This window comes from Microbacterium paraoxydans (assembly GCF_900105335.1).
GTDB classification, from domain to species: Bacteria; Actinomycetota; Actinomycetes; order Actinomycetales; family Microbacteriaceae; genus Microbacterium; species Microbacterium paraoxydans.
The window spans coordinates 1,926,333-1,953,005 of the sequence record NZ_LT629770.1 but is presented as its reverse complement, the minus strand read 5'-3'; the positions used below and the strand labels follow the sequence as shown (position 1 = coordinate 1,953,005).

At 70.6% G+C, this 26,673-nt stretch carries 25 protein-coding genes; 15 read left to right on the top strand and 10 right to left on the bottom strand.

What is annotated here, in order from left to right; genetic code table 11:
* Positions 1 to 75: 75 nt before the first annotated feature.
* The 5 genes from treZ to BLU02_RS09760 form a co-directional block, all read right to left on the bottom strand.
* Positions 76 to 1,827: a malto-oligosyltrehalose trehalohydrolase gene (treZ, locus tag BLU02_RS09780; RefSeq protein ID WP_060921353.1), complete on the bottom strand. Its 1,752-nt coding sequence runs from the start codon at positions 1,825 to 1,827 to the stop codon at positions 76 to 78.
* Positions 1,824 to 4,172 carry a malto-oligosyltrehalose synthase gene (treY, locus tag BLU02_RS09775; protein WP_083370957.1) on the bottom strand — a complete coding sequence of 783 codons (2,349 nt, stop codon included), beginning with the start codon at positions 4,170 to 4,172 and terminating at the stop codon, positions 1,824 to 1,826. The genes treZ and treY overlap by 4 nt, the downstream gene beginning before the upstream one ends.
* A complete protein-coding gene (gene glgX, locus BLU02_RS09770) occupies positions 4,169 to 6,343 on the bottom strand; it encodes a glycogen debranching protein GlgX (RefSeq protein WP_060922072.1) in 2,175 nt (724 codons plus the stop codon). The genes treY and glgX overlap by 4 nt, the downstream gene beginning before the upstream one ends.
* Complete coding sequence (locus BLU02_RS09765) at positions 6,340 to 6,624, bottom strand: hypothetical protein (RefSeq protein ID WP_060922071.1); 285 nt, start codon at positions 6,622 to 6,624, stop codon at positions 6,340 to 6,342. Before BLU02_RS09765 ends, glgX begins: the two co-directional genes overlap by 4 nt.
* 105 nt (positions 6,625 to 6,729) lie before the next feature.
* A complete protein-coding gene (locus BLU02_RS09760) occupies positions 6,730 to 7,299 on the bottom strand; it encodes a dihydrofolate reductase family protein (protein ID WP_060922070.1) in 570 nt (189 codons plus the stop codon).
* Between the two features lie 70 nt (positions 7,300 to 7,369).
* On the opposite strand from BLU02_RS09760, the gene BLU02_RS09755 reads away from it, so the two are divergent.
* From BLU02_RS09755 to BLU02_RS09730, 6 genes are all read left to right on the top strand, one after another.
* The gene (locus tag BLU02_RS09755; RefSeq protein ID WP_060922069.1) at positions 7,370 to 7,936 is read left to right on the top strand and encodes a TetR/AcrR family transcriptional regulator; all 567 of its coding nucleotides are present in this window, start codon (positions 7,370 to 7,372) and stop codon (positions 7,934 to 7,936) included.
* A gap of 79 nt (positions 7,937 to 8,015) precedes the next feature.
* On the top strand, positions 8,016 to 9,338 hold the full coding sequence (locus BLU02_RS09750; protein ID WP_060922068.1) for a GAF domain-containing protein: 1,323 nt from the start codon (positions 8,016 to 8,018) through the stop codon (positions 9,336 to 9,338).
* Between the two features lie 171 nt (positions 9,339 to 9,509).
* A complete protein-coding gene (gene exaC, locus BLU02_RS09745) occupies positions 9,510 to 11,060 on the top strand; it encodes an acetaldehyde dehydrogenase ExaC (protein WP_060922067.1) in 1,551 nt (516 codons plus the stop codon).
* Between the two features lie 72 nt (positions 11,061 to 11,132).
* The gene (locus BLU02_RS09740; RefSeq protein WP_060922066.1) at positions 11,133 to 11,522 is read left to right on the top strand and encodes a DUF779 domain-containing protein; all 390 of its coding nucleotides are present in this window, start codon (positions 11,133 to 11,135) and stop codon (positions 11,520 to 11,522) included.
* Between the two features lie 216 nt (positions 11,523 to 11,738).
* The gene (locus BLU02_RS09735; protein ID WP_105950692.1) at positions 11,739 to 12,410 is read left to right on the top strand and encodes a hypothetical protein; all 672 of its coding nucleotides are present in this window, start codon (positions 11,739 to 11,741) and stop codon (positions 12,408 to 12,410) included.
* Positions 12,411 to 12,487: 77 nt separating this feature from the next.
* Positions 12,488 to 12,892 (top strand): arsenate reductase ArsC, encoded by a 405-nt coding sequence (locus BLU02_RS09730; protein WP_060922064.1) that lies wholly within the window; start codon positions 12,488 to 12,490, stop codon positions 12,890 to 12,892.
* A 7-nt stretch (positions 12,893 to 12,899) separates the two neighbouring features.
* Here the strand turns inward: BLU02_RS09730 and BLU02_RS09725 are convergent, their stop codons facing one another.
* Entirely contained in the window at positions 12,900 to 13,811 is a 912-nt protein-coding gene (locus tag BLU02_RS09725) for a LysR family transcriptional regulator (RefSeq protein WP_060922063.1), read from the bottom strand.
* 103 nt (positions 13,812 to 13,914) lie between these two features.
* Between BLU02_RS09725 and BLU02_RS09720 the strand changes: the two genes are divergently transcribed.
* Together BLU02_RS09720 and BLU02_RS09715 are read left to right on the top strand one after the other, a co-directional pair.
* The gene (locus tag BLU02_RS09720) at positions 13,915 to 15,300 is read left to right on the top strand and encodes an MFS transporter (protein ID WP_060922062.1); all 1,386 of its coding nucleotides are present in this window, start codon (positions 13,915 to 13,917) and stop codon (positions 15,298 to 15,300) included.
* Entirely contained in the window at positions 15,297 to 16,043 is a 747-nt protein-coding gene (locus BLU02_RS09715; RefSeq protein WP_060922061.1) for a 3-hydroxybutyrate dehydrogenase, read from the top strand. Before BLU02_RS09720 ends, BLU02_RS09715 begins: the two co-directional genes overlap by 4 nt.
* A gap of 4 nt (positions 16,044 to 16,047) precedes the next feature.
* Here BLU02_RS09715 and BLU02_RS09710 read toward each other — a convergent pair whose 3' ends face one another.
* Positions 16,048 to 16,686 carry a TetR/AcrR family transcriptional regulator gene (locus BLU02_RS09710; protein WP_060922060.1) on the bottom strand — a complete coding sequence of 213 codons (639 nt, stop codon included), beginning with the start codon at positions 16,684 to 16,686 and terminating at the stop codon, positions 16,048 to 16,050.
* A 63-nt stretch (positions 16,687 to 16,749) separates the two neighbouring features.
* On the opposite strand from BLU02_RS09710, the gene BLU02_RS09705 reads away from it, so the two are divergent.
* Positions 16,750 to 18,063, top strand: a complete 1,314-nt coding sequence (locus BLU02_RS09705; protein WP_060922059.1) for a glycosyltransferase — start codon at positions 16,750 to 16,752, stop codon at positions 18,061 to 18,063.
* A 224-nt stretch (positions 18,064 to 18,287) separates the two neighbouring features.
* Here the strand turns inward: BLU02_RS09705 and BLU02_RS09700 are convergent, their stop codons facing one another.
* Positions 18,288 to 19,376: a hypothetical protein gene (locus BLU02_RS09700; RefSeq protein ID WP_060922058.1), complete on the bottom strand. Its 1,089-nt coding sequence runs from the start codon at positions 19,374 to 19,376 to the stop codon at positions 18,288 to 18,290.
* Complete coding sequence (locus tag BLU02_RS09695; protein WP_060922057.1) at positions 19,373 to 20,278, bottom strand: hypothetical protein; 906 nt, start codon at positions 20,276 to 20,278, stop codon at positions 19,373 to 19,375. The genes BLU02_RS09700 and BLU02_RS09695 overlap by 4 nt, the downstream gene beginning before the upstream one ends.
* A 65-nt stretch (positions 20,279 to 20,343) precedes the next feature.
* On the opposite strand from BLU02_RS09695, the gene BLU02_RS09690 reads away from it, so the two are divergent.
* On the top strand, positions 20,344 to 20,703 hold the full coding sequence (locus BLU02_RS09690) for an avidin-fold protein (RefSeq protein WP_231919542.1): 360 nt from the start codon (positions 20,344 to 20,346) through the stop codon (positions 20,701 to 20,703).
* Between the two features lies 1 nt (position 20,704).
* Here BLU02_RS09690 and BLU02_RS09685 read toward each other — a convergent pair whose 3' ends face one another.
* On the bottom strand, positions 20,705 to 21,292 hold the full coding sequence (locus BLU02_RS09685; protein ID WP_234024180.1) for an Lrp/AsnC family transcriptional regulator: 588 nt from the start codon (positions 21,290 to 21,292) through the stop codon (positions 20,705 to 20,707).
* A gap of 151 nt (positions 21,293 to 21,443) precedes the next feature.
* Here BLU02_RS09685 and BLU02_RS09680 point away from each other — a divergent pair, with 151 nt between their 5' ends.
* From BLU02_RS09680 to BLU02_RS09660, 5 genes are read left to right on the top strand one after another with little or no spacing between them, the layout of a single operon-like run.
* On the top strand, positions 21,444 to 23,027 hold the full coding sequence (locus BLU02_RS09680) for an ABC transporter substrate-binding protein (RefSeq protein ID WP_060922056.1): 1,584 nt from the start codon (positions 21,444 to 21,446) through the stop codon (positions 23,025 to 23,027).
* A gap of 10 nt (positions 23,028 to 23,037) precedes the next feature.
* Positions 23,038 to 24,099 carry an ABC transporter permease gene (locus BLU02_RS09675; protein WP_058631931.1) on the top strand — a complete coding sequence of 354 codons (1,062 nt, stop codon included), beginning with the start codon at positions 23,038 to 23,040 and terminating at the stop codon, positions 24,097 to 24,099.
* A complete protein-coding gene (locus BLU02_RS09670; protein ID WP_025102819.1) occupies positions 24,096 to 25,007 on the top strand; it encodes an ABC transporter permease in 912 nt (303 codons plus the stop codon). The genes BLU02_RS09675 and BLU02_RS09670 overlap by 4 nt, the downstream gene beginning before the upstream one ends.
* Positions 25,004 to 25,819 (top strand): ABC transporter ATP-binding protein, encoded by an 816-nt coding sequence (locus tag BLU02_RS09665; RefSeq protein ID WP_060922055.1) that lies wholly within the window; start codon positions 25,004 to 25,006, stop codon positions 25,817 to 25,819. Before BLU02_RS09670 ends, BLU02_RS09665 begins: the two co-directional genes overlap by 4 nt.
* Positions 25,812 to 26,651, top strand: a complete 840-nt coding sequence (locus BLU02_RS09660) for an ABC transporter ATP-binding protein (protein WP_060922054.1) — start codon at positions 25,812 to 25,814, stop codon at positions 26,649 to 26,651. The genes BLU02_RS09665 and BLU02_RS09660 overlap by 8 nt, the downstream gene beginning before the upstream one ends.
* Positions 26,652 to 26,673: the final 22 nt, after the last annotated feature.

Below are 26,673 nucleotides of genomic sequence, written 5' to 3'. Positions count from 1 at the left end.
ACCCCCTTCCGCGCACCCCGGCCCCTTACGCACGCACGCAGAGGGCCGGGAGGACCGCAGAGGGGTGGGTCGACCTCAGTTGATGATGGCGGCGGCGTCCGGGGGGAGAGTCAGGGACGTGAGGGTGCGCGACGGGGAGGCGAGCGGGAGGGTTGTGAGGAGGATCTCGGCCGTCGAGGGTACCGCGAACGAGGCGGGGGTGGGGGAGAGGTTCACGAGCACCGACACTCCACCGCGATCGATGCGGTAGACGCGGTGCTCGGGGCGGCCGTCCGTCTCCCGGACCTCGACCCTCCTGTGCGCGGAGTCCGGGTCGGTGAGCTCCGGTCGGGCTCGCCGCAGTCGTGCGAGGTCGCGGTACAGCGCCAGGAGCCGGGCGTGCACCGGGGCCTCGGCCTCCGCCCAGTCGAGGTGCGAGCGGCGGAAGGTGTCGGGATCCTGGGGGTCGGGGACCGCATCCGGATCCCAGCCCATGCGGGCGAACTCCGCCGTGCGGCCCTCGGCGACCGCGCGGCCGAGCTCCGGCTCCGGGTGGGAGGTGAAGAACTGCCAGGGTGTCGTCGCGCCCCACTCCTCGCCCATGAAGAGCATCGGGGTGCCCGGGGCCGTCAGCGTGAGGACGGCGGCCACCGCGAGCCGATCGGGGGACAGGGTCGCGGAGAGCCGGTCCCCGGCCGCGCGGTTCCCGATCTGGTCGTGGTCCTGCGCGAAGGTCACCAGCCGCCAGCTCGGCACCTCGGCGGGGATCGGGGACCCGTGCGGACGGTCGCGGAAGGACGAGAAGGTGCCGTCGTGGAAGAACCCGCCCTCCGTCACCTTGGCCACCGCCTCGGCCGCGGCGAAGTCGGCGTAGTACCCGGCGGTCTCCCCGGTGAGCGCGACGTGCACGGCGTGGTGCCAGTCGTCCGACCACTGCCCCGTGAGTCCGTAGCCCCCGGCTTCCCGCGGCAGGATGAGCGTCGGGTCATTGAGGTCGGACTCGGCGATGAGGGTCAGCGGCCGGTTCTGCTGCGCGGAGAGGGCGTCCACCCGTTCGGAGAGCTCTCGCAGCAGGTGCACGGGCCGCCGGTCGTGCAGGGCGTGCACGGCGTCGAGCCGGAGTCCGTCGACGTGGAAGTCGCGCAGCCACATCAGGGCGTTGTCGAGGATGTACTCCCGCACCGCGGGCTCGTCGAGGTTCACCGAGTCGCCCCAGGTGTTGGTCTCGCCCTCGCGCAGGTACGGACCGAAGAGGGGGAGGTAGTTGCCGCTCGGGCCGAGGTGGTTGTAGACGACGTCCTGCACGACGGCGAGCCCGTGCGCGTGGGCGGCGTCGACGAAGCGCTGGTAGGCCGCGGGGCCGCCGTACTCTTCCTGCACCGCGTACCAGAGCACGCCGTCGTATCCCCAGTTCCAGGAGCCGTTGAAGGCGTTGACGGGCAGCAGCTCGACATGGGTGACGCCGAGCTCGACGAGATGCGCCAGGCGGCCGATCGCCGCGTCGAGCGTGCCCTCCGGCGTGAAGGTGCCGAGGTGCAGCTCGTAGATCAGCCCGCCTGCGAGCTGCCGTCCGGTCCAGGAGGCATCGGTCCAGGCGAAGGCCGCGGGGTCGAACGCCGCCGAGGCGCCGTGCACGCCGTCCGGTTGCCACCGCGAGCGAGGGTCCGGGCGCAGGTCGTCGCCGTCGTCGAGCAGGAAGCCGTAGCGCTCACCGTCCGCGAGGGCGAGGTCGGCGGTCCAGTGCCCCTCCGTCGCGGCCGTGAGTTCGCGCTCCTCCACGATCGTGCCCGCGTCGTCGAGGCGTCGCACCCGCACACGACTCGCCCGCGGAGCCCACACCGAGATCATCGGGCCAGCTCGATCAGGGCGACCGGATACGTGTCGAGCAGTTCCGCCAGCCGCACCGGTCCCGGCGGGATCCGCCGACCGGTGAGGAGGTCGGTCCCCGGCAGCTCCGGGCGCATCAGGACCGTGTCACCCCAGCCGCCGCGGCGCGCCAGCGTCACCGGCAGTCGCGTGGCCACGGCGGTCGCGCCCCCGCGGTGCACGGCGACGGCGTGGTCCGCGGCCGCACCCTCGACCACGGCCGGCCGGTAGAAGCGGAAGAGCTCTGGGTTGTCCCGCCGCAGTCGCAGGGCCCGCGAGGTCACCAGCAGCTTGGCGGCACCGGAGTCGTCGATCGGGGGGACCACACCGCGGGCGTGGTCCGCGTCGAGCTCCCGCAGCATCCGAGCGCGCAGAGCGAAGTCGACGGGTCGACGGTTGTCGGGGTCGACGAGCGAGAGGTCCCAGAGCTCGGTGCCCTGGTAGACGTCGGGCACGCCGGGACCGGTGAGCTGCAGCAGCTTGGCGGAGAGGGAGTTCGAACGGCCGGCATCGACGATCTCCGCCACGAACCGGTCGAGGATCGGCGCGGCGTCACCTTCCACGGATCGTGCGATCGCGGCCAGACCCTCCTCGAAGGCCGCGTCCGGATGCTGCCATGTGGTCCGCTCGGCGGCCTCGCGCGCGGCCTTCGTGGCGTAGGCGAGGAGCCGGTCGGAGGGCAGAGGCCACGCGCCGACGGCAGCCTGCCAGATGAGCGCGTCGAGGGGGCCGTGTCCGGTGGTCGCGACGGCGCGCAGCTCCGCCAGCACCTCGCCCCACCGCTCCGGGATCTCCGAGAGCACGGACAGGCGCGCCCGCACGTCCTCCGAGCGCTTCGTGTCGTGCGTGGAGAGCGTCGTCATCGAGTACGGCCAGGCCGCCAGTCGTGTCCGCTGTGCGTCGTGGAACTCCTCGACCGACAGGGCGGGGATCGACGGGTCGGCGCCGACCTCGGTCAGCGTTCCGAGGCGGGTGAACCGGTAGAACGCGGTGTCCTCCACGCCCTTCGCCATCACGGCGCCGCTCACCTGGGGGAACCGCTGCGCGACCTCGAGGGTGGGCTCGACCAGGAGCGGTTCGAGCGCGGCGAAGGCGGCGGAGAGGTCGGGGCGTCGGCGACGGGCCTCCGCGAAGGCGGCGCGCAGGTGCTCGCGGCCCTCCGGGAGATAGGAGCGGTACACGGGGAAGCAGGCGAGGAGTTCCGCCAGTGCGTCGTCCGCGTGCACGATCCCGTGGGGAAGCGTGCGGACCAGCCGGCGCACCTCGGCGGCCAGGAGCGTGTCGGCGATCATCCGCTTCGTGTCGTGGATGAGGTCGTGCCAGGGGAGCGCGTCCGGGAGGCCGGTCTCCGCGCGGAGCCGGGCGTCCAGGCGGTCCAGTGCGGCCACCCCCTCCGCGTCGACGAACAGACGATCGAGCTCGGCCAGCGCGTCGTATCCGGTCGTGCCGTCGGTCCGCCACCAGGCGGGCAGGGCCTCGCCGGGCTCCAGGATCTTCTCCACGAGCGTGTACGCGCGCCCTGTCGCGTCGGCGAGCTGCTCCAGATACGCGCCGGGGTCGACGAGGCCGTCCGGATGATCCACCCGCAGCCCGTCCGCGAGTCCGGTCCGGAGCCAGCGGAGGATCTCCCGATGCGACTCCGCGAAGACGTCGGGGCGCTCCACCCGGATGCCGGCGAGTTCGGAGACCGCGAAGAATCGGCGGTACGTGAGATCGGTGTTCTGGTCCTCCCAGAATCGCAGCTCGTAGTTCTGGGCCGCCAGGAGTGCCGGGAGGTCGTCGGCCAGCGCCGCCGTGCCGGGGGCGAGCGGCAGTTCATGCTCGAAGTAGCGCAGCACCCCGTCCGGCGCATCGGCGGCCGGGGTGGTGTCGACGTCGAGCTCGCCGTTGGCGACGACCTCCTCCGGGCTCGCGCCCAGCAGCGGGAGCAGGAGGCGTCCGTCGCCCGCCGCCCAGTCGATGTCGAAGGCGGCGGCATGACGGGTCTTCCGGCCGAGTCGCAGCACCTCCCACCACCATCTATTCTGCCGCGGCACCGCGACGCCCACATGGTTGGGGACGATGTCGGCGAGGATGCCGAGGCCGGCCGTGCGCGCCGCCGAGGCGAACCGGACGAGACCGTCCTCGCCCCCTCGGTCCGGATCGATGCGCGCGTGGTCGACCACGTCGTAGCCGTGGTTCGAACCCGGCGTCGCCGCCAGCAGCGGCGACAGATACACCCAGGACGCGCCGAGCTCGGCGAGGTAGCCGACCACATCGGCCGCCGCTTCGAGGGGGAAGCTGCCGCTGATCTGGAGGCGATAGGTCGACAGAGGCCGGTCGGTCATGAGGCGGCCTGCTCGCTCTGCGCACGGAGCGAGGCGTCGACGGAGTCGTCGGTGTCGACGGGCTCGCCGTCGATCTCCTGCAGCACGAGCATGGCCTTGCCCTCGAGCGGCACGGTGTCGCGGGCCCGGAGGTTCCGATCGCCCAGCTCGCCGGCGGTGTCCACCGCGACGAGCCATTCCGCGCCGTGGCGGTCGTCGGGAAGAGCCAGGTCGACGGGCTCGTCCCCGCTGTTGAAGTAGACGAGGAAGTTCACGTCTTCCACGGGTCGCCCTCGCCGGTCGTTCTCGCGGATCCCGCGACCGTTCAGGAACATGCCGACCGAGCGGCCGAAGCCCGAGTCCCAGTCCTCCGGGGTCATGCGGGCGCCGTCCGGTCGCAGCCACACGACGTCGGGGATGCGCTCGCCGTCCTCGTCCGCGACCGGTCGTCCGTCGAAGAAGCGGCTGCGGCGGAAGGTCGGATGGTCGTGCCGGAGTCGTGCGACCGCCGCTGTGAACTCCACGAGCGGCAGGTCGGCCGCCTCCCAGTCGATCCAGGTGAGCTCGTTGTCCTGCGCATAGCCGTTGTTGTTGCCGTGCTGCGTGCGGCCGAGTTCGTCGCCGTGGGAGATCATCGGCACGCCCTGCGAGAGCAGCAGCGTCGCCAGGAAGTTCCGCTGCTGACGCGCGCGGCGGCGATTGATGTCGATGTCGTCGGTCGGCCCCTCCGCGCCCATGTTGTCGGAGCGGTTGTGGGATTCGCCGTCGTTGTTGTCCTCGCCGTTGTCCTCGTTGTGCTTCTCGTTGTAGGAGACGAGGTCGCGCAGCGTGAAGCCGTCGTGCGCGGTCACGAAGTTGATGGAGGCGACCGGGCGCCGGCCGGAGTGCTCGTACAGGTCGGCGGAGCCGGTGAGGCGGGAGGCGAACTCGCCGAGTGCCTGCGGCTCACCGCGCCAGAAGTCGCGCACGGTGTCGCGGTACTTGCCGTTCCACTCCGTCCATTGCGGCGGGAAGTTGCCCACCTGATAGCCGCCGGGTCCGATGTCCCACGGCTCGGCGATGAGCTTCACCTGGGAGACGATCGGATCCTGCTGCACGAGTTCGAAGAAGGCTGCCAGGCGGTCGACGTCGTAGAACTCGCGGGCGAGGGTCGCCGCGAGGTCGAAGCGGAAGCCGTCGACGTGCATCTCGGTCACCCAGTACCGCAGCGAGTCCATGAGCAGCTGCAGGGCGTGCGGGTTGCCCGCGTTCAGGCTGTTGCCCGTGCCGGTGTAGTCCGTGTAGTAGCGCTTGTCCTCTTCGAGGCGGTAGTACGCCTCGTTGTCGATCCCGCGCATCGAGAGCGTCGGGCCGAGGTGGTTGCCCTCCGCGGTGTGGTTGTAGACCACGTCGAGGATGACCTCGATCCCGGCCTCGTGGAGCGCGCGCACCATGGCGCGGAACTCCTGCACCTGCTGGCCGTCCTGACCACCGGCGGCATAGGCGTTGTGCGGGGCGAAGAAGCCGAGGGTGTTGTAGCCCCAGTAGTTCGACAGGCCCTTGTCCTGCAGCACCGAGTCGTTGACGAACTGGTGCACGGGCATCAGCTCCAAGGCGGTGACGCCGAGGCGCTGGAGGTGCTCGACGACCGCCGGATGCGCGATGCCGGCGTAGGTCCCGCGGAGCTCCTCCGGCACCTCGGGATGCCGCTGGGTGAGCCCCTTCACGTGCGCCTCATAGATCACCGTGTCGGCGTACGGCGTCTTCAGGGGCCGGTCGCCGCCCCACTCGAAGAACGGGCTGACGACGACGCCCTTCGCCATCGCGGCCGCGGAGTCGTCGTCGTTCCGGGAATCGGGGTCGCCGAAGTCGTAGCCGAACAGGGACTGACCCCAGTCGATGTCGCCGGCGACGGCCTTCGCGTACGGGTCGAGGAGCAGCTTGTTCGGGTTGAACCGCTGTCCCTGGGCCGGGTCGTAGGGGCCGTGCACCCGGTAGCCGTAGCGCTGTCCCGGCTGCACCGTGGGCAGGTAGCCGTGCCAGACGAACGCGTCGACCTCCGTGAGCGGCACCCGTGTCTCCGTGCCGTCCGCGTCGAAGAGGCAGAGTTCCACGCGCTCCGCGCCCTCGCTGAAGAGGGCGAAGTTGGTGCCCTGACCATCGAAGGTGGCCCCCAGCGGGTACGCGGACCCGGGCCAGACCTCCCGGCTCATCCGGCGAGGGCGTGGTCGCGCGAACCCGCGGCCATGGCACTGACGATGCTGACGGCATGGTCGTAGTCGTACACCTGAGCGATCTCCACAGCCCGAGGATACGGGTGTCCGAGGTAGCAGACATAGAGCGGCGGCACGACCTCGATGTATCCGACGGGAGCGTCGTGCGCGACGACGTACCGGTCGAAGTCGATCCGCTCGCAGGCCGGCTCGGTCGCGGCGGGGTGGGCCGCGTCGGCGCGCTGCGAGGAGCCAGTGCTGGTGGGGGTGTGGACGTTCATGGCGCCTCCTGACTCGTGATGGGACCACGATAGGAACCGGGAACGGATTCGAGAACGGTATTGCCATCCGGGCCTCGACCGGCTACGCACCCGCTGACGGCAGGATCACTCCCCGCGCCGTCGCACGTACTCCGTCACCACGACGCCCGATTCATAGGGGGTCGTCTCCACGGCATCGAACCGTTCCGGACGATAGGGGCGGTCGCCGAAGAGCGGGATCCCGGATCTGAAGAGCAGCGGCTGCCGTTTCAGGATGAGCCGGTCGATCTCGTCGGCCAGCGTCGCCGCGAGAGAGCCGCCGCCGCACAGCCAGATCGCGCCGCCTTCCTCGCGCTTGAGGCGCCGCACGACCTGCACCGGGTCCTCCGCCGTCACCTCGAGATTCTCGGCCGCGGCGGTGCGGGTGCGGCTGAAGACGATCTGCCGCAGGTGCCGGTACGGGCTCGCGAGCCCGCCCACCTCGTAGGTGTTCCTGCCCATCAGCACGGTGTCGAACACGTCGTTGCGCTGCGGGATGCCGAGGGCTTCGGCGGCCACGGTCGGCAGGGTGTCGGCGAAGCGGGCATTGATGCCGTCCATGTGGTCGCCCTCGACGAGGAAGGCGTCGAACTCCCCGTCCGGCCCGGCGATGAACCCGTCCAGGGTCACCGCTGCGTAGTACACGAGCTCTCGCATCGTTCTCCAATCACTACATCTGTTGCGGTTGAGAGTACAACAGTCGTAGTGATTGCGCTAGGGTGGCGGCATGGCGAGGAATGAGCCGCGACGACGGCAGATCGCGGATGCGGGGCTGGCGGTGCTCGCCCGCGAGGGATCCCGGGGGCTCACACACCGCGCGGTCGACGCCGAGGCGGACGTCCCCGCGGGGACGACGTCGAACTACTTCCGCAGCAGGGAGGCGCTGATCGAGGGTCTCGTCGACCGCATCGGGGAACGCCTGGCTCCGACGCCCGAGGACCTGGAGCGGAGGGCCGAGATCACGCCGAGCCGGGAGCTCTTCGCCGACTACATCCGGGACATCGTGCGCCGCCTCACGGCTGATCGCGACGTGACCCTCGCCCTGTTCGCCTTGCGGCTCGAGAGCGCTCGTCGTCCCGAACTCGCCGCCGTGCTCGGGGCCTGGCAGCGTGCCGGCTTCGATGCGGACGTCGCCTTCAACGTCGCGGCGGGTCTCCCCGGGGGTCGGCGGGAGATCGCCCTGTTCCACTACGCGATCGATGGTCTGCTGCTCGACCGGCTCACCACCCCGATCGACCCGGAGACCTCGACCGACGACGTGATCGACGATCTCGTGGCCGGGCTGCTGCCCTGACCGCCGCCGCTGCTGTTCCGCCCGGTCGATCCTGCTCGTACACTGAGGGCACGCTCCCGGCTCCAGGAACGGAGAACGCGTGTCTGCGACGTGGCACGATCCGCGGGAGGCGTCGCCGACGGCGTCTCGCCTCCTCGTCGAGCGTGCGCACGAGGAGCTCATCGCCGGGAATCTCGACGATCACCGTCTCCGCGAGGTGCGTCCGCTCGTGCGTGAGTCGTGGGAGCGGTCCTGGCGTCGCCGCGTCGGCCCGGAGGGGCTGCCGCCGCTCGATCTGCACGAGGACGAGCTTGACGCCTATCGCCTGGACCATCCACTCGCCTCCGCGATGGAGATGATCCGCGCGCTGCTGCTTCCCGGCGACTCCGAGGACTCGGGGGTCGTGATCGCCGTCGGGGACCAGGCCGGGCGCCTGCTGTGGATCGAGGGCGACGCGCAGCTGCGGTCCCTCACCGAGGGCATGGGGTTCGTCGCCGGCGCGAACTGGGCGGAGGACGCCGTGGGCACGAGCGCCCCCGGCACCGCTCTCGCCCTGGAACGGTCGGTGCAGATCCGCGGGGCCGAGCACTACAACCGACTGGTGCACCCGTGGTCGTGCACCGCGGCGCCCGTGCGCGACCCGGAGACGCAGCGGGTCCTGGGCGTGATCGACATCACCGGGGGACCGGAGGTGGTGACCCCGCAGGCCCGGCTGCTCGTCGACGCGACGGCGCGAGCGGTCGAGTCCGAGCTCCTCGTGGCCCGGCTGCAGAGACGGGCGGAGCCTCCGGCTCGACGACTGCCCGGCAGGACGCCGCCGGAACCCCTCGCCCGCGCGCGACTGCACGTGCTCGGACGCGACCGCGCCCGGCTGGAGACCGTGTCGGCGCACGAGGAGGCGGTCACCGAGCTCAGCGCCCGGCACGCCGCCATCCTCCTGATGCTGGCCGTGCACCGCCAGGGACTCTCCGCCGACCGACTCGCCGAGCTCGTCTACGGCCCTGGGGTCTCGCCGGACACCTTGCGGCCGGAGATGGTGCGTCTGCGGAAGGTCCTGGAGCGGGCGGCCCCCGATCTCGTGCCGGAGTCCCGCCCCTATCGTCTTCCGGTGCCGCTGGAGACCGACGCCCACGACGTGCTCTCCCTCCTGGATCGCGGGGCGCACCGGGTCGCTCTGACGGCGTATCGGGGGCCGGTGCTGCCGGAGTCGGCCTCACCCGGCGTGGAGGAGTTCCGTGACTCGGTCCGGGCGGCGCTGCGGGAGGTGATGCTGTCGGGGGCGAGTCTCGACGTGCTGCTCGCCTACGCGGACACCCCCGAGGGCAGCGAGGACGCGGAGGTGCTGCGGCTCGCGTTGGAGATGCTGCCGGCGCGCTCGCCGCGTCGTGCCGGCCTCGTGACGCGGATCGAGCGCCTCACCTGATTCGAATCGCCCGATTGGCCCCATTTCGGCCGCGGATGCAGCACAGTGCGCGATTCGAACGGGGTGCAACCGGCTGCAACGTTGCGCAGCGGGAGTGCAACGGGCGACGGCCTAGCGTCGAGGGAACACCGCGGCATCGACGCCGCGGCGCCCCCGTCGAAGGAGACCCCCATGACCATCGTCGAAGAAGACGTGTCCCTCGCCTACGCGGCCCCCGGGCAGCCCGGAGCGGTCGCGAACTATCGGCCCCGCTACGGCCACTACATCGGCGGCGAGTTCGTCGAGCCCGCGAAGGGCCAGTACTTCGAGAACATCAGTCCCGTCAACGGCAAGCCCTTCACCGAGGTCGGCCGCGGCACCGTGGAGGACATCGACCGCGCCGTCGACGTCGCCTGGAAGGCCTTCACCGCCTGGGGCAAGACCAGCCCCGCGGAGCGCTCCGTGATCCTGAACCGCATCGCCGACCGGATGGAGCAGCACCTGGAGGAGATCGCGGTCGCCGAGACCTGGGAGAACGGCAAGCCCGTGCGGGAGACCCTCGCCGCCGACATCCCGCTCGCGATCGACCACTTCCGCTACTTCGCCGGGGTGCTCCGCGCGCAGGAGGGCGGCATCAGCCAGCTCGACGAGAACACCGTCGCGTACCACTTCCACGAACCGCTCGGCGTCGTCGGGCAGATCATCCCCTGGAACTTCCCGATCCTCATGGCCGTGTGGAAGCTGGCGCCGGCGCTCGCCGCGGGCAACTGCATCGTCATCAAGCCCGCGGAGCAGACGCCCGCGTCGATCCTGTTCCTGTTCGACATCATCGGCGACCTGCTGCCGGCCGGAGTCGTCAACATCGTGAACGGTTTCGGCATCGAGGCCGGCGCCCCGCTCGCCCAGCACAAGCGCATCCGCAAGGTTGCCTTCACCGGGGAGACCACGACCGGCCGCCTCATCATGCAGTACGCCTCGCAGAACCTGATCCCCGTCACCCTGGAACTCGGCGGCAAGAGCCCGAACGTGTTCTTCGAGGACGTGGCCCGATCCACGAGCGACCCGTTCTACGACAAGGCGCTCGAGGGCTTCACGATGTTCGCGCTCAACCAGGGCGAGGTCTGCACCTGCCCGTCACGCGCCCTCATCCAGCGCTCGATCTACGACGGGTTCCTCGCCGACGGCCTCGAGCGTGTGAAGAAGGTCGTGCAGGGCAATCCGCTCGACCCCGCGACCATGATCGGCGCGCAGGCCTCGAACGATCAGCTGGAGAAGATCCTCAGCTACATCGACATTGGGAAGCAGGGCGGGGCCCGGCTGCTCACGGGAGGCGAGCGCGCCGACCTCGGCGGCGACCTCAGCGACGGCTTCTATGTGCAGCCGACCGTGTTCGAGGGGACGAACGACATGCGGATCTTCCAGGAGGAGATCTTCGGTCCGGTGCTCTCGGTCACCTCGTTCGACGACTTCGACGACGCGATCTCGATCGCGAACGACACCCTGTACGGCCTGGGGGCCGGGGTGTGGAGTCGCAGCGGCGACACCGCGTACCGCGCAGGCCGGGCGATCGAGGCGGGTCGCGTGTGGACGAACACGTACCACCAGTACCCGGCCCATGCCGCGTTCGGCGGGTACAAGCAGTCGGGGGTGGGGCGCGAGAACCACAAGATGATGCTCGACCACTACCAGCAGACGAAGAACCTCCTCGTCTCGTACGCGGAAGGCCCGATGGGCTTCTTCTGATCGTCGACGCTGGGGTGCGGGACGGCGGGCCGCAGCTGCCGTCCCGCACCCCGGCATTACGCAAGGAGTCTCATGGCCAGTCCGATCACGCCCGCCCGCGTCGCGGTGACCGACCCCGCCGCCGCGCTCGTCCGGCAGCTCACCGCGCAGCACGGGCCGCTCATGTTCCACCAGTCCGGCGGCTGCTGCGACGGCTCCGCGCCCATGTGCTACCCGGTGGGGATGTTCCTCACCGGCCCCGGCGACGTGCTCCTCGGTGCCCTTGACCTGGGACTCGATGGTCCGGTCGAGGTCTTCATGTCGGCCTCGCAGTTCGAGTACTGGAAGTTCACGCACCTGACGATCGATGTCGTGCCGGGACGCGGCGCCGGGTTCAGCGTCGAAGGTCCGACGGGGATGCGGTTCCTCATCCGCTCGCGGATGTTCGACCCCGCCGAGCTGGCGGGCCTCGGCCTGGCCTGACACGTCCCTGCCGGCCGGTTCGCCGGGGAGCGATGGGCGCGCGGTGTTGATCGGCGCCGATCCCGTTCCGTAGGCTCGGGGAGCCGTGCCGCGGAAGGCCGGCCACGACGCCGAGTCCGATCCGAGGTGCACATGAGCTCGTCCCGATCTCCCCGGAGACGACTGCCGAGCGTCCTGGCCCCGGCCGTGGTTCTGGCCCTGGTGTTGGTCGGTTGCATGCCTGCCGCCCCGCCGTCTCCGACGCCGTCGTCGACCGATGTCGAGCTCTTCTCGGCAGAGGACGGCGTACGCTCCTCCGTCGATTTCGTCTTCGCGCTCCTCGCCGCCGGGGACGAGGAGAGCGCAGCCGAGAACCTCTACCCGGCGGTGGCTTTCGAGCAGCCGCTCGCTCTACTGCTCACCAGGAGCGGCGTCTACACGCAGATCGAGGACCGGCCGAAGATCCTCTCCGTCGACGACGTGACGGCGACGGAGGACGGGAAGAGCGGCACTGCGACCGTCACCTACGAGATGGCGGGCGCCGAGCACACCGACACGGTCGAGCTCCGACGGACGAGCGCGAACGAACGGGGTGCGGACGACTACGCCATCGTGACCTCCGAGGAGGACTTCGGGCTGGACGCGAGCGGCGTCGAGCTCCTCCCCGCTGACACGGTATACCGCATCCACGATGTGGACGTCAGCGCCGCGTTCCTCGCGGCCCGGGCTCTCGCGGATGGCGATAAGGTGCCGCGGATCCCCGCGTTCGGCGGTACCTATCCGCTGGAGATCACCGTGCCGGGTCCGAACGGGTTCACCGAGACGGTGACGCTGCAGACCTCGACCTTCCTCGGCGGCGACGGCACCGACGGCGTCCTGCGCGACTTCGCCGTCGAGCACGGGTACTGACTTCGAATCGCCCGATTGGTCCCATTTCGGCCGGAGATGCAGCCAATCAGGCGATTCGAACGGGATACGCTGGCCCCGTGAACGCACCGCACCGACCCTCCGTCCTCTTCGTCTGCGTCCACAACGCGGGGCGCTCGCAGATGGCCGCCGGCTTCCTCCGGCACCTCGCCGGCGACCGCATCGAGGTGCGCTCCGCCGGGTCGATGCCCGCTGCGGAGATCAACCCCGTCGCGGTGGCGGCGATGGCGGAGGTCGGCATCGACATCATGGCCGAGCAGCCGAAGGTGCTCACGACTGAGGCCGTGCAGGCGTCGGACGTCGTGATCACGATGGGCTGCGGTGACGCCTGCCCGTTCTTCCCCGGCACGCGCTACGAGGACTGGGTGCTCGACGACCCTGCCGGCCAGGGGATCGACGCCGTCCGGCCGATCCGCGACGACATCCGCGGCCGCATCGAAACCCTCGTGTCCGAGCTGCTCTGACCGGCGCTCAGCCGGCCCCGTCGAGCATCGCCTTCGCGGCACGCGTGCGGGCACGCAGGGCCTCGGCGAGCGCCGCGACCGCGGGGAGCCGCAGCGACTCGGGCCGCGCGACCATGTAGTACGGGAGCTTCTCGGCGAAGACCTCGGGCAGCAGGCGCACAAGATCCGGGTGCCGGTCCGCGGCGAAGCAGGGGAGCAGGCCGATCCCGGCTCCCGCGCGGGTGGCCTCGACGTGCACGAAGACGTTGGTCGAGGTGAGGCCGTCCTGCATGCCGGGGACGAGGCGGCGCGGAAGGTCGAGCGCATCCACCTGAAGCATCGAGTCGACGAAGTACACGAGTCGGTGCTGCTCCACCTCGGCGCGCGATGCCGGGGTGCCGGTCCGGTCGAGGTAGTCCCGCGAGGCGTACATACCGAGGGTGTACGTGCCGAGCTTCACGGCCTGCGCGCGGCGGGTCTGGGGCGCGCCCACGACCACCTCCAGGTCGAGCCCGGCGCGGTGCTCGGCGGCCCTCCGCGTGGCCGCGACGATCTCGACCGTCAGCCGTGGGTGTGCTCGGCGCAGCTCTGCGATCGCGGGGGCGGCGATGTAGGCGCTGAAGCCGTCGGTGGCGGACATGCGCACGACGCCGGCGATCGGGTCAGGAGTCTCGCCGGGGGCGGAGTCGAGCTGGGACAGCGCGGCCTCGATGCGTCCACCGGTCTCGGCGGCGGTGCGCCCGAGGTCGGTAAGTTCCCACCCGGACGCGGATTGCGCGACGACCCGTCCGCCGAGCGCGTCCTCGAGGGCGGCGATGCGGCGCGCCACCGTCGTGTGATCGAGACCGAGGTGTGCGGCGGCGCTCGTGTACCGGCCGGTGCGGGCGACGGCGAGCAGCACGAGCAGATCGTCGGCACGAGGCCTCTTCGCCGCATCCATGCTGCAATTATGCACAGCCGCTGCGCGCCACTGGGCATTGCTGCAAGTCGAGCCGGTGCCGACACTGGAACGGATGTGTCACCGTCGACACCGAAGGAGAGAAATGACCGCCCCCACCCGCGCCTCCGGTCACCCCGCCGCCGCCCCGTCCTCCTCGAAGCTCAAGCGCGTCGTCGCCGCCTCCATGGCCGGCACCGTCGTCGAGTGGTACGAGTTCTTCCTCTATGCGACCGCCGCCAGCCTCGTCTTCGGCACCTACTTCTTCCCGGCCACCGGATCGCCGCTCGACGGCATCATCGCCGCTTTCGTGACGTATGCGGTCGGCTTCATCGCGCGGCCGCTCGGCGGCATCGTCTTCGGTCAGATCGGCGACCGTTTCGGCCGCAAGCCCACGCTGCAGGCCACGATCATCATCGTCGGCGCCGCGACCTTCCTCATGGGGTGCCTCCCCGGCTTCCAGAGCATCGGCTACTGGGCGCCCGCGATGCTCGTCGCGCTGCGCTTCATCCAGGGCTTCGCTGTCGGGGGCGAGTGGGGCGGGGCCGTCCTCCTGGTCGCGGAGCAGAGCCCCGACCGGTCGCGCGCGTTCTGGTCGAGCTGGCCCCAGGCCGCGGTTCCCGTCGGCAATCTGCTCGCCACGCTCGTGCTCCTCGTGAGCTCGTGGGCGATGAGCTCGGCGGCGTTCCTCGAGTGGGGCTGGCGCATCGCCTTCTGGCTCTCCGCGGTGATCGTGCTCGTCGGCTACTACATCCGCCGCAACGTCGAGGAGGCTCCGATCTTCCTGGAGGCGAAGGCGCAGGTCGAGGCGGAGAAGGCCACCTCCTACGGCGTCGTCGAGGTGCTGCGCCGGTATCCGATCGGGATCGTTCAGGCGATGGGCCTCCGTTTCGCCGAGAACATCGTCTACTACATCGTCGTCAGCTTCACGATCGTCTACCTGAAGACCGTCCACGAGTACGACACCAGTCAGCTGCTGCTCGCTCTGCTCATCGCGCATGTCGTGCACTTCGCGATCATCCCGCAGGCGGGGCGGCTCGCCGACCGCTGGGGCCGCAAGCCCGTGTACCTGACCGGCGCGATCCTCAGCGCGACCTGGGCCTTCTTCGCCTTCCCGATGTTCGACACCCTGAACCCCGGGCTCATCGTGCTCGCGGTCACCATCGGCCTCTGCTTCCACGCGTTCATGTACGCGCCGCAGCCGGCGGTCATGGCCGAACTGTTCCCGACGCGGATGCGGTACTCCGGCGTCTCGCTGGGGTCGCAGGTCACGGCGATCCTCGCCGGGTCGCTGGCGCCGATCCTGGCGATCCAGTGGCTCCGGGACTTCGGCTCCTGGCTGCCGATCGCGCTCTACATCGTGTTCGCCTGCATCGTCACGGCGATCGCGGTGCTCTCGCTGCGGGAGACGAAGGGCGTGTCCCTGCAGGCCATCGACGACGCGGATGCCGCCCGCACGAACGCACGCACCGCGGCTGCGAGTGCCGCATGACGGATCTGCACGGACGTCGTGCTCTCGTCACCGGGGGAGCGAGCGGGATCGGTGCCGCCTGCGCGAGAGCCTTCGCGCAGGCGGGCGCCCGCGTGACGATCGCCGACATCGACGGTGACGCGGCCGAAGCCCTCGCCGACGAGATCGGCGGGGAGGCGTGGCAGGTCGACCTCACCGACCGCGATGCACTGGCCGCACTCCGCCTCGACACCGACATCCTCGTCAACAACGCGGGCGTGCAGCACGTCAGCCCGATCGAGGAGTTCGACCCCGCCCGCTTCTCGCTTCTCCTGCAGCTGATGCTCGAGGCGCCCTTCCTGCTGACCCGGGCCGTACTCCCGGGGATGTACGAGCGGGGTTTCGGGCGCATCATCAACATGTCGAGCGTCCACGGTCTTCGCGCCTCGCCGTTCAAGGCGGCCTACGTGGCGGCCAAGCACGGCCTGGAAGGGCTGTCGAAGGTGACGGCGCTGGAGGGTGCCGCGCACGGCGTCACGAGCAACTGCATCAATCCCGGATACGTGCGCACGCCTCTCGTCGAGCGCCAGATCGCCGACCAGGCGCGGGTGCACGGCATTCCGGAGAGCGAGGTCCTGGAGAAGGTGCTCCTCACCGAAGCCGCGATCAAACGCCTCGTGGAGCCGGAGGAGGTCGCGGGCCTTGCCGTCTGGCTCGCCGCCGACGCCGCCGGGATGGTGACCGGCGCGAGCTACACGATGGACGGCGGCTGGTCCGCGCGGTGAGTCGTCATGCCGACGGAGAGGCCGCGGCGAGTACAGCGCTCCGCAGCCAGGAGCGGTAGCGGTGCGGCGACCAGCCGGACTGCACGACGAGCTGCTGGTGGCTCTCCGGCGAGAGCAGGAACGACAGCACGTCGGCGAGGGCGTCGCCGTCGTGGTCCGGGTCGACGATGCCCCGGCGCTGAAGTTCCGCCGCGAACCCCCGGTAGTCCGCAGCCCGGTTCTCGAGGATGCGCTGGAGGGTGGCGTCGACGACCGGGTCGGAGAGCGCCGCGCCCAGGAGGACCGTCCAGAGCGCATGCCCCCGCGCGTTCGCGGCGGCGATCTGCGTGATGACCGCGTCGAGGAAGACGTCGTCGGGAAGGGTGGTCAGCCCGGAGCCGGCCTCGGTGTCGGCGAGGGTCTCGGCGGCCTCCGAGCCGGAGAAGGTGACCTCGAAGGCGGCGATGAGCAGCTCCGCCTTCGCCGCCGTGGTCTTCACCGTCTCCGCGGAGACGCCGGCCTCCTTGGCGATCGCCGAGATCGTCGTCGCCTGGTATCCCTGCGCGGCGAACAGGCGGGCGGCTGCCGCGACGATGCGCGCACGGGTCTCCTCGGCCTGTCGGGTCCGCAGGGCGGAGCGGTAGGGGCGTGCACTCGACGTCATTGACTTTCCTCAAGGGGTGGTGAATACTTCGACGGTACAACCAACCCTATCGAGAGAGCCGCCATGTCCCGTTACCTCCTCACCTGCACCCCCGCCCACGGGCATGTGCTCCCGCTGCTGCAGGTCGCCAGGCACCTCGTCGCGGGCGGGCACGAGGTCCTCTTCCTCACGAGCACCCGTTACGAGGCGCAGGTGACCGCGGCGGGAGCGCGGTTCCGCCCGCTGCCGACGGAGGCCGACGTCGACCTCGACGACGCGAACGGCGCGTTCCCCGAGCGCGAAGGCCTCACCGGGGTGGCCGCCCTCCGCTTCGACATGAGCACTCTCTTCATCCGCCCGGGTCGGGCTCAGCTCGAGGCCGTGCGCGCCGAGCTGGCGCGGAACCGCATCGACGCCGTCCTCACCGAACCGCTGTTCGTCGGTGCGGCGCTGCTGCAGCGGCTGCCGAAGGCCGAGCGGCCCCCGGTCGTGGTCCTCGGGATCTTCCCGCTCGGCGCCCGCAGCGTCGACACGGCCCCGTTCGGGCTCGGAGTCACGCCGATGCGGGGGCCGTTCGGACGGGTGCGCAACGCCTTCCTGCGTCTGGTGGCGGAGCGCGTGATCTTCGGGGGCGTGCAGAAGGAGGCCGACGCCATGGCGCGCGAGGCGGTCGGCCGCGATCTCGGCGGATTCGTGCTCGACTGGGCGGCCCGCGCCGACGCGTACGTGCAGTTCTCGGTGCCGGCGTTCGAGTACCCGCGCTCCGACCTCCCGGCGTCCGTGCACTTCGCCGGACCCCTGCCCGCGGCGTCGTCGAGCGTGCCACTGCCCGAGTGGTGGTCCGACCTGGACGGACGGCGGCCCGTGATCCACGTCAGTCAGGGCACCATCGCCAACGCCGACTTCGGTCAGCTCGTGCTGCCGACCATCGCCGGGCTCGCCGCGACGGACGCGCTCGTGGTCGTCTCCACCGGTGGGCGCCCTGTCGACGCGCTCCCGGCGGAGCTGCCGGCCAACGTCCGCGTCGCCGAGTACCTGCCCTACGACCGGCTGCTGCCGGAGGTCGACGTGTTCGTCACCAACGGAGGCTTCGGCGGGGTGCAGCAGGCCCTGGCCCACGACGTCCCGCTGGTGGTCGCGGGGCAGACGGAGGACAAGGTCGAGGTCTCCGCCCGAGTCGGGTGGACCGGGGTGGGCATCAACCTGCGGACGAACGCGCCGAAGCCCGGGCAGGTGGCCGAAGCCGTGCGCCGGGTGCTGGCCGAGCCGACGTTCCGGGATCGCGCGCGGCAGGTCGGAGAGGCGATGCGCGCTGCGGACGCCTGGCAGACGCTCGACGCGGTCCTGGCCGCGGAGACCGCGAGCGGGGCCGCGGCCGACAGCTCGATGCACCGCTGAGCGCCGCGCGGGAAAGTGCATTCCCGCGCATGAACGCAACCGGGTGCAACGTCCGCCGGTATACCATCCGGGTATCGCCACGCAGCGTCAGTCCCCAGCTGACCACGGGCGGGACGGTCGAACCGTCAATGCGGAGGGAACGTCGAATTCCTTTCGATCCCGAGGGGGGATGGGGTGGGCGTCGGTTCCCCAGAACGGCACCCACCCCCACATCGGGTTCGTCGTCAGTTCCAGCGGCTGAGCATCCAGAAGACCGCGAATCCGATCACAACGAGGATCGGCACCCAGGTGCCCGTGCGCTTGAGGCGCCGACCCTGCGGCGCGACACCCGGCGGTGGAGTGATCATCCCGGCCGGCGGAGCGAACGGGAGCGCGTGGCCGCCGGGCGTCGTGGCGGTGGCGAGACGGTCGTCGCGCCACCGCGCCCACTGGTCGAGCTTGGTCAAGAGCGCCCCCACCGTCCCGAACAGCCACGCCCAGGTCGCCGGATCGAGCGTGGAGGCGCGGCGGGGCGTGTAGAGGAACAGCCAGTCGTCGACGATCTCGACGTCGAGCTGCGCGGCGTTGTCGATGAAACGCGCCATGATGTCGGGCGTGAAGAGGTAGAGCGCGTCCTGCTCGTAGCCGTCCGGGCAGTACAGGGTGAAGTGCTGGTCGAAGTCGCCCTCGAGCGACAGACGCTGCGCCCGCTGGAACGAGGCCGGCAGGTTGGAGCCGAAGCCGTTGTTGCCCTTCGCGTCGAGCACGATGTTCGGCAGGGGCACGTCCAGCTTCACGGCCACGTAGCCCCAGCGATACGTCGTCGAGTTCTTCCCGGATTGCACCGTGTACTGGTAGTTGCCGAACTCCACGAAGCGCGGGTTCGTCCCGCGGACCAGGTCGGTGGCCAGCCGCGAACGGCCGAGGTGGAAGATCATGCCGGGCAGCGGTGGATCGTCGACGCGCGGCTCGTAGGTCATGCCGTTGGCCTGGGCGAACCGGTGCAGGCGGTACCGGGCGGTGCGCGCGTTGCGGACGCCCATCCAGATGAGGACCCCCACTCCCGCGGCCACCAGCAAGAGGAGCACGAGCGGGATCGCCGCTGCGGCGGGAGAGCCGCTGCTCGCTGCCAGCGCCACCACCACGGAAGCGAGGATCGGGAGCAGCACGACCCCGGCGATCGCCACGGCCACGATGGCGATGATCGACGACACCGCCATGCCGGTCGTCCGCCGGGACCGGAGCTCCGCCGTGAAGGCGCGGACGGCGGCCGGGTCGACCGGGTCGGTGAGGGGCCGCGCATCGAACGACGCCGACGCCTGCGGAGACGTCATCGGTTGACCTCGTCGGCGTCCCACGTGAGGTCGGCGCCCTCGCGAAGTGCCTTCGCCTCCAGCCGCTCGTCCGTGCAGATCGCGCGGATGAGGTCGGGCGAGCCCGCCACGATGGTGGAGTCGTAGTCGATCTCCGAGACCATCACCCAGGCGCGATCGGCGGGCCACAGGATGTTCGGGCTCTGAGCGGCGGGCGGGAAGCCGTGCTCCTCGCCGACCCGGTCGCGCCACGGCACGCCGAGCACCCAGTCCGGATCCGCGAAGGCCTGGGCGCCCCCGGAGAACAGCACGTAGTCGCGCCCGGGGAGCTCCAGTCGGGGCCCTTCGGAGATCTCGCGCGAGAGGATGCCGTCCTGCCAGGTGGGCTTCCGGAAGACGTTGTTGAAGGGGTCGTGCGTGCTGCGGTCGAGCATCGCCTGATGGTGCGGGTCTTCGCTGAACGTGAGGAAGACACGGGACGGCCCGTCTCCGAAGAAGCCGACCAGACCGCCGAACCCCTCCCAGAGTGCGACGACCCCGTCGTCCGGTGTCGCGGTGTGGGCGGCGAGGTGCCCGGCCAGGACCGTCACGAGGTCGCTGTCGAGCGCGCCCTCCATCGGTGCCGTGAACTCGCGGCCGTCCGGAGCGATGCGGGTCCGCCAGTCGGCGTCGACGGGAGTGCGCACGATCCGGTGCCACTGCGCCTCCGCGTGCATCGTCGTGCCGAAGGCGGCGGCGGTGTCCGCCCAGCTGACGCGCACGTCGGGATCCGCCGCCGTGGGACTCTCCCGCACCGTGGCGGGATGGAAGATCCGGGCGTACGCGGGGAAGCCGCGGGGGACGACCGCGTGCATGCTGCCCAGACCGTCGTCGAGGGTCTCCCGCAGCCACGCGCCGACGCCGGGGTCTGCGATCCACTCCATGCGACCACGGTACCGGCCGCGTCCGACGACGCGAGCCGCGGCCGTCGATCCCCCATAATCGAGGGGTGACTGCCACCGCCACTCTCCCCTCCCTCGACGGCCGACGCTTCCGCATGGTCTCGTCCACGACATCGGCCGTCGATCCCGATGCCCCCAGCGTCTTCGAGTACTTCGAACGCGACGGCGCGATCTGGGGCGGCTACGAGGGCGACACGGTCACCTTCGGGAAGTTCGTGGGTACGCGTACCGGCGACACGATCTGGGTCTCGTTCGTCCATGTGCTCAGGGCCGACGGCACCGTGGTCACCGGTGACGGCGAGAGCGAGCTGGAGCTGACCGAGGACGGCCGCATCCGCCTGGTGGAGCACTACGAGATGCACGGCCTCCCGCAGCTCAGCGTCGTCGAGGAGATCCCGGCCGCCTGACTCAGCGCGGCGGGAGCGCGTCCCGCCCCGGCGAGGCGGGCGTCCATCGCGTCATCCCGAGCGGAACCTCCGTCTGCCGCTCCGGCAGGTCGCCGGGAAGCAGGTAGGGCCGCCGGATGACCTCGTCGAGCACGACGACGCTGACCACCGTCCGCACCTCGGGAAGCTGCGCGATGACCCCCGTCGAGAACTCGTGCACGCCGCTCACGTCGACCGCGCGGATGAGCAGCATCGCGTCGTGCTCCCCGGTCGTGATCGCGCACCACTCCACGTCCGGCATCTCGATGATCCGCTCCCGGAACGACGCCCAGGCCTGCGGCATGACCGTCACGAAGACGAGGGCCCCGATCGACAGCCCCGCCTTGGCCTGATCCACGCGTGCGCTGAATCCGGTGATGACGCCGTCGTGCACGAGCGACTCGACCCGCGTGTACGCGCTGGCCCGCGAGATGCCCACCTTCTCGGCCAGCGCGGCGATCGAGACGCGACCGTTATCGCGCAGCACATCGAGGATTCTGTACGCCGTCTCGTCCAAGGGGGCGGCACTTCGTCCAGATTGCTTCGACGGATCCGCGTCCTTGCTGGACATATTGCTCCTCACATCCGAGGTTCTCGACAATGCGTGCCTGTGTGACGCGCACTTGCTGGACACATCGTCGCATATGATGCGAATCTGATCCCCGGTCGTCCACATCGGTGGCGGCCGCACCCGAATGTACTCCTCGCCCTTGGAGGCCCTGATGTCGTCACGCCGTATCACGCCGGTCATCGCGCTCGGAGCCGTCGCGCTCCTGGCGCTCGCAGGTTGCTCGGGGGGGAACTCCGCGAACAACTCCGAGTCGTCCCAGGGGTCCGACTCCCTCGTCATCGACACCGCGTTCTCCATCGAGACCACCGACCCGGGTCACACGTACGACCCGACCGGCAACATGATCGCGAAGGCGCTGTACGAGACCCTCGTCGACTTCGAGGGCTCCGACGTGTCCACTCCGGTCCCCGGCCTGGCGTCGTGGGAGCAGAACGACGAGGCGACCGAGTTCACCTTCACGCTCGAAGGCGACCGCGTGTTCTCCGACGGCTCGCCCATCGAGGCGAAGGACGTTGTGTTCTCGCTGCAGCGCATCCAGGGGATGGAAGACGCCAAGCCCAACTTCCTGCTCGGCGGCCTGAGGATCGAAGAGGTCGACGACAAGACCATCCGGTTCACCTCGGAGACGCCGCTGCTGCAGCTCCCCGCGATCCTCGCGAACCCGGCGCTCGGCATCGTCAACGCCGACGTCGTCATGGAGAACGGCGGGAGCACCGACGGCTCCGACAGCGCCCAGGGCTTCCTCGACGGCGAGTCCGCCGGATCCGGCCCGTTCGTGTTGGACACCCTCGACCTCAGCTCGCAGGTCGTCCTCACGCGCAACGACGAGTACAACGGCGACGAGGAGTCGGCCTACAGCCGCGTCGTCGTGCGCAACGTCTCGGAGAGCGCGACCCAGCTCGCCAACCTCAAGGGCGGCGACTCGATGGTCGCGATGGACCTCAACGGCGACCAGGTCGCCGGTCTCGGCGACGACATCAGCGTCGACTCGGTGCCGTCCGGCCAGACCATCTTCCTGCTGCTCAACCAGGGCGAGGCCGGCGGTGAGCTCGCGAACGTGAAGATCGCGGAGGCCATCCGCTACGCGCTCGACTACGACGCGCTGCTCGAGCTCGCCGGTGCCGGTGCGGTCCAGGCGACCGGCGTCATCCCGCCCGGCTTCGAGGGTGCCCTCGACAGCGGCGTGGAGCAGGACCTCGACAAGGCGAAGGCCGCGCTGGAGGAGGCCGGATACACCGGTCAGACCCTCAAGCTCCAGTTCCCGAACGACTACCCGGTCGGCGGCGTGGAGTTCACCCCGCTCGCCGAGCGCATCCAGGCGCAGCTCGAGGACGCCGGCATCGCGGTCGACCTCGCTCCGGCACCGTTCGCGACCGAGCTCGACGCGTACGTCAACGGCACCGAGGGCTTCGGCCTGTGGTTCTGGGGTCCGGACTACGCCGACTCCGCGAACTTCCTGCCCTTCGCCCCGGGTCTGAAGGTCGGCCTCCGCGCCGGCTGGGCGGCCGAGGCCAACCCGGAGATCGCGGGCATCGCCGCCGGTGCGGCCGCCGCGACCGACGCCGAGCAGCGCACCGAGGCCTTCACCGAGTTCGCCGAGGCCATGCAGGCCGAGGGCCCGTTCGTGCCGCTGATCGTCCCCGGTCGCAACATCTCCTCCGCCTCCAGCGTGTCCGGCGCCGTCTACAACTCCGTGTGGGAGATGGACATCGCCGAGATCCAGCCGGCCGGCTGAACGGATCGTCATGACGACAGTGGCCGTGCAGAGGCAGGCGCAGCGGCGCCGCTCGCCTCTCGTCGGATACCTGCTGCGGCGGGCCGGGACCTCTCTGCTCCTGTTGGTGGGCGTGACCATCGTCACGTTCGCGCTCACCAACCTGGTGCCGGGAGACCCGGTCTCGGCCGCGCTCGGTGAGGGCGCGTCGCAGAACCCCGCGACCCGCGAGGCGTTCATCAAGGCGAACGGACTCGACCAGCCACTGTTCGTGCAGTACTTCATCTATATGGGGAACCTGCTCCGCGGGGACCTCGGCACGTCGCTGGTGACCGGACGCCCGGTCACCAGCGACCTCGCCACCGCCGTGCCCGCGACGATCGAGATCGCGATCGGCGCGATCATCGTCAGCCTCGCGGTCAGCATCGTGCTCGGCACCCTCGCCGCGTACCGCCGCGGACTCGTCACCGACCAGGTCATCCGCGTCGTCACGCTCGTCGGGCTCAGCGTCCCGACCTTCTGGCTCGCGCTGGTCAGCTTCTACGTGTTCTTCCTGGAGCTGCGCATCGCCCCGGGCTCCGGACGCATCTCGCCGTCGATCACCCCGCCTCCCCGCGTGACCGGGCTCTACACGGTCGACTACCTCCTGAACGGCGACGCGGTGGGCTTCTTCGACGCCCTCGCGCACCTCGCGCTGCCGGTCATGGTGCTCTCGCTCGTGACCATCGGACTGCTCACCCGCTTCATCCGGACCTCGGTGCTCGAGGTCCTCGGCAGCGACTACGTGCGCGCGGCCCGGGCCAAGGGCCTGCCGGCGATGCGCGTCATCCTCGACTACGTGCTCCGCGGTGCCTCGCTGCCGATCCTCACGGTGGTGGGTGTCGCGTTCGGGGCCCTGCTCTCCGGAACGGTGCTCGTCGAGTCGGTGTTCGCCTGGCCGGGGCTGGGCACCTACGCCTACAACTCCGCCGCGAACCTCGACCTGCCCGGCATCATGGGGGTCGGTCTCGTGGTCGGTGTCATCTACCTCCTCATCAACTTCATCGTGGACCTGCTCTACGGCGTGCTCGACCCGAGAGTGAGGATCGCATGAGCCGCATCGCCGCAGCGACCCCCGCCGGACGCTTCCGCTTCCGCTGGCCGCGCGCCTGGCGCACCCCGCTCGGCATCATCGGCACCGTCATCGCCGGTGCGTGGATCATCGTCGCCTTCACCGCGCAGTGGTGGGTGCCCTACCCGCCGAACGCGCAGGTGCTGCCCCGTCTGCAGCCGCCGGGAATCGACACGATCCTCGGCACCGACGGCAACGGCCGCGACATCTTCTCCCGGTTGATGACCGGCGCGACGGTGAGTCTGCCGCTCGCGCTCATGCTCGTGATCGCCGCCCTCATCATCGGCACCCTCGTCGGCGCGGTCGCCGGGTACTTCGGGCGCGCCGTCGACGAGACGCTCATGCGCATCACCGACCTCTTCATGGCGTTCCCGACCGTGATCCTCGCCATGGTGGTCGCGGCCTCGCTCGGCCCCTCGCTGTTCAACGCCGTCATCGCCGCGATCGTGGTCTCGTGGCCGCAGTACGCCCGCGTCACCCGCAGCATCGTGCTCGGTCTCCGCGGGCAGAACTATGTGATCGCGGGCCGCCTGCTCGGCCACTCGCCGCTGCGCACGCTCTTCGTCGACATCCTGCCGAACATCGCCGGCCCGGTCCTCGTGCTCGCGACACTCGACATCGGCGCGGCGATCCTGCTCCTCTCGGGACTCTCCTTCCTCGGTCTCGGCGCGCAGCCGCCGACGGCGGAGTGGGGGTCGATGATCTCCGGGGCGATGCAGAACTTCGACGCCTGGTGGCTCGGAGTCTTCCCCGGCCTCGCGATCCTCACCGTGGTGCTCGCGTTCAACTTCCTGGGCGACGCGATGCGCGACGTGCTCGACCCGACCGCCGAGATCACACACGAGAAGCAGGCGGAGCACACCGCCTCCGCGACGGGGGTGCCCGCATGACCGCGCAGAGCACGGCGACGCTGAGCATCCGCGACCTCACGATCGACATCGGCCGTCCGCTCGTGAAGGGCGTGTCCCTGGAGCTCGAACCAGGGCGCATCCACGGCCTCGCTGGGGAGTCCGGCTCCGGCAAGACGCTCACCTCCCTGGCGGTGCTCGGCCTCCTGCCGCGACAGGCGAAGACCGGCGGCTCGATCCTGCTCGCGGGGGAGGAGCTCGTCGGTCGTAACCGACGCGGTCTCAACCGCGTCCGCGGGAAGCGCATCGCGATGGTCTTCCAGGACCCGTCGGCCTCGCTGCACCCGCAACTGCCGGTCGGTCGGCAGCTCACCGATCACATGCGCGTGCACCTCGGCCTCAAGGGCGCCGCTGCGCGCGAACGGGCGGTAGAGCTGCTCCAGACCGTGCAGGTGCCGAACCCGGTCGAGGCGCTGAAGCGGTATCCGCACCAGTTCTCCGGCGGACAGCGGCAGCGCATCGCGATCGCCTGCGCCCTCGCGTGCGACCCGGAGGTGCTGCTCGCGGACGAGCCGACGACCGCCCTCGACGTGACGGTGCAGGCCGGCATCCTGAAGCTCCTGCGCGACCTCGCGATCGAGCGGAATCTCGCCGTCCTGCTCGTGACCCACGACCTGGGTGTGATGAGTGCGATCGCGGACACGGTCGCCGTCATGAAGGACGGCCGCATCGTCGAGCTCGCCGATCGGGAGACGCTCTTCCGCGCCCCGCAGCACGAGTACACCCGCATGCTGCTCGCGGCCCTCCCAGGGTCGCGCATCGACGAGAGCCCCGAGGAGGCCGCGGATGAGTGAGGTCAGCGTCCTCGACGCGCGTGACGTGGCGGTGCGGTACCCGGGCACCCCGCCCGTGATCGCGGTGAACGGCGTCTCGCTGAGTGTCGCGGCGGGAGAGACGGTCGCCCTCGTGGGCGAGTCCGGCAGCGGCAAGTCGAGCCTGGCCCGCGCCGTCGTCGGCATCGAGAAGGCCGCCGCCGGGACGGTGTCGTTCCGCGGCGCCCCCGTCGCGCCGCTGGGGATCCGTCGTCGTGACACGGCGCTCACGGGCATCCAGATGGTCTTCCAGGACCCGGCGACCTCGCTGAACCCGCGCCGGCGGATCGGCGACCAGATCTCCGACGGCATCGCGACCGCCCGTGCGCGCGGTGCCGCCGGTTCCACAGTGGAGGAGTGGCTGGAGCGGGTCGGACTGCCCGCCGAGGTGCGCACCCGCTTCCCGCATCAGTTCTCCGGCGGCCAGAAGCAGCGCATCGCGATCGCCCGAGCGCTCGCGGCGCGGCCGTCGCTGCTCGTCGCCGACGAGCCCATCTCCGCCCTCGACGCCTCCACCCAGACGAGTGTCGCGGGACTCATGCGCGATCTCGTGGCCGAGTCCGGTGCGGGGATGCTCTTCATCTCCCACGACCTCGCCGTCGTGCGCCGCATCGCCGACCGCACGTTCGTCATGTTCGGCGGGAGGGTGCTCGAATCGGGGCCGACCGACGAGCTCTGGGCGGCGCCGCGGCACCCCTACACGCAGGCGCTGCTCGCTGCGATCCCGGAGCCGGACGGCACAGGCCGCATCCCTGATGCCCCCTCCGCCGACGACCGCGCGGTCTGGGCCGAGGTGCCTCCCTTCGCCTACTAGACGGGCACGACGAAGCCGATCC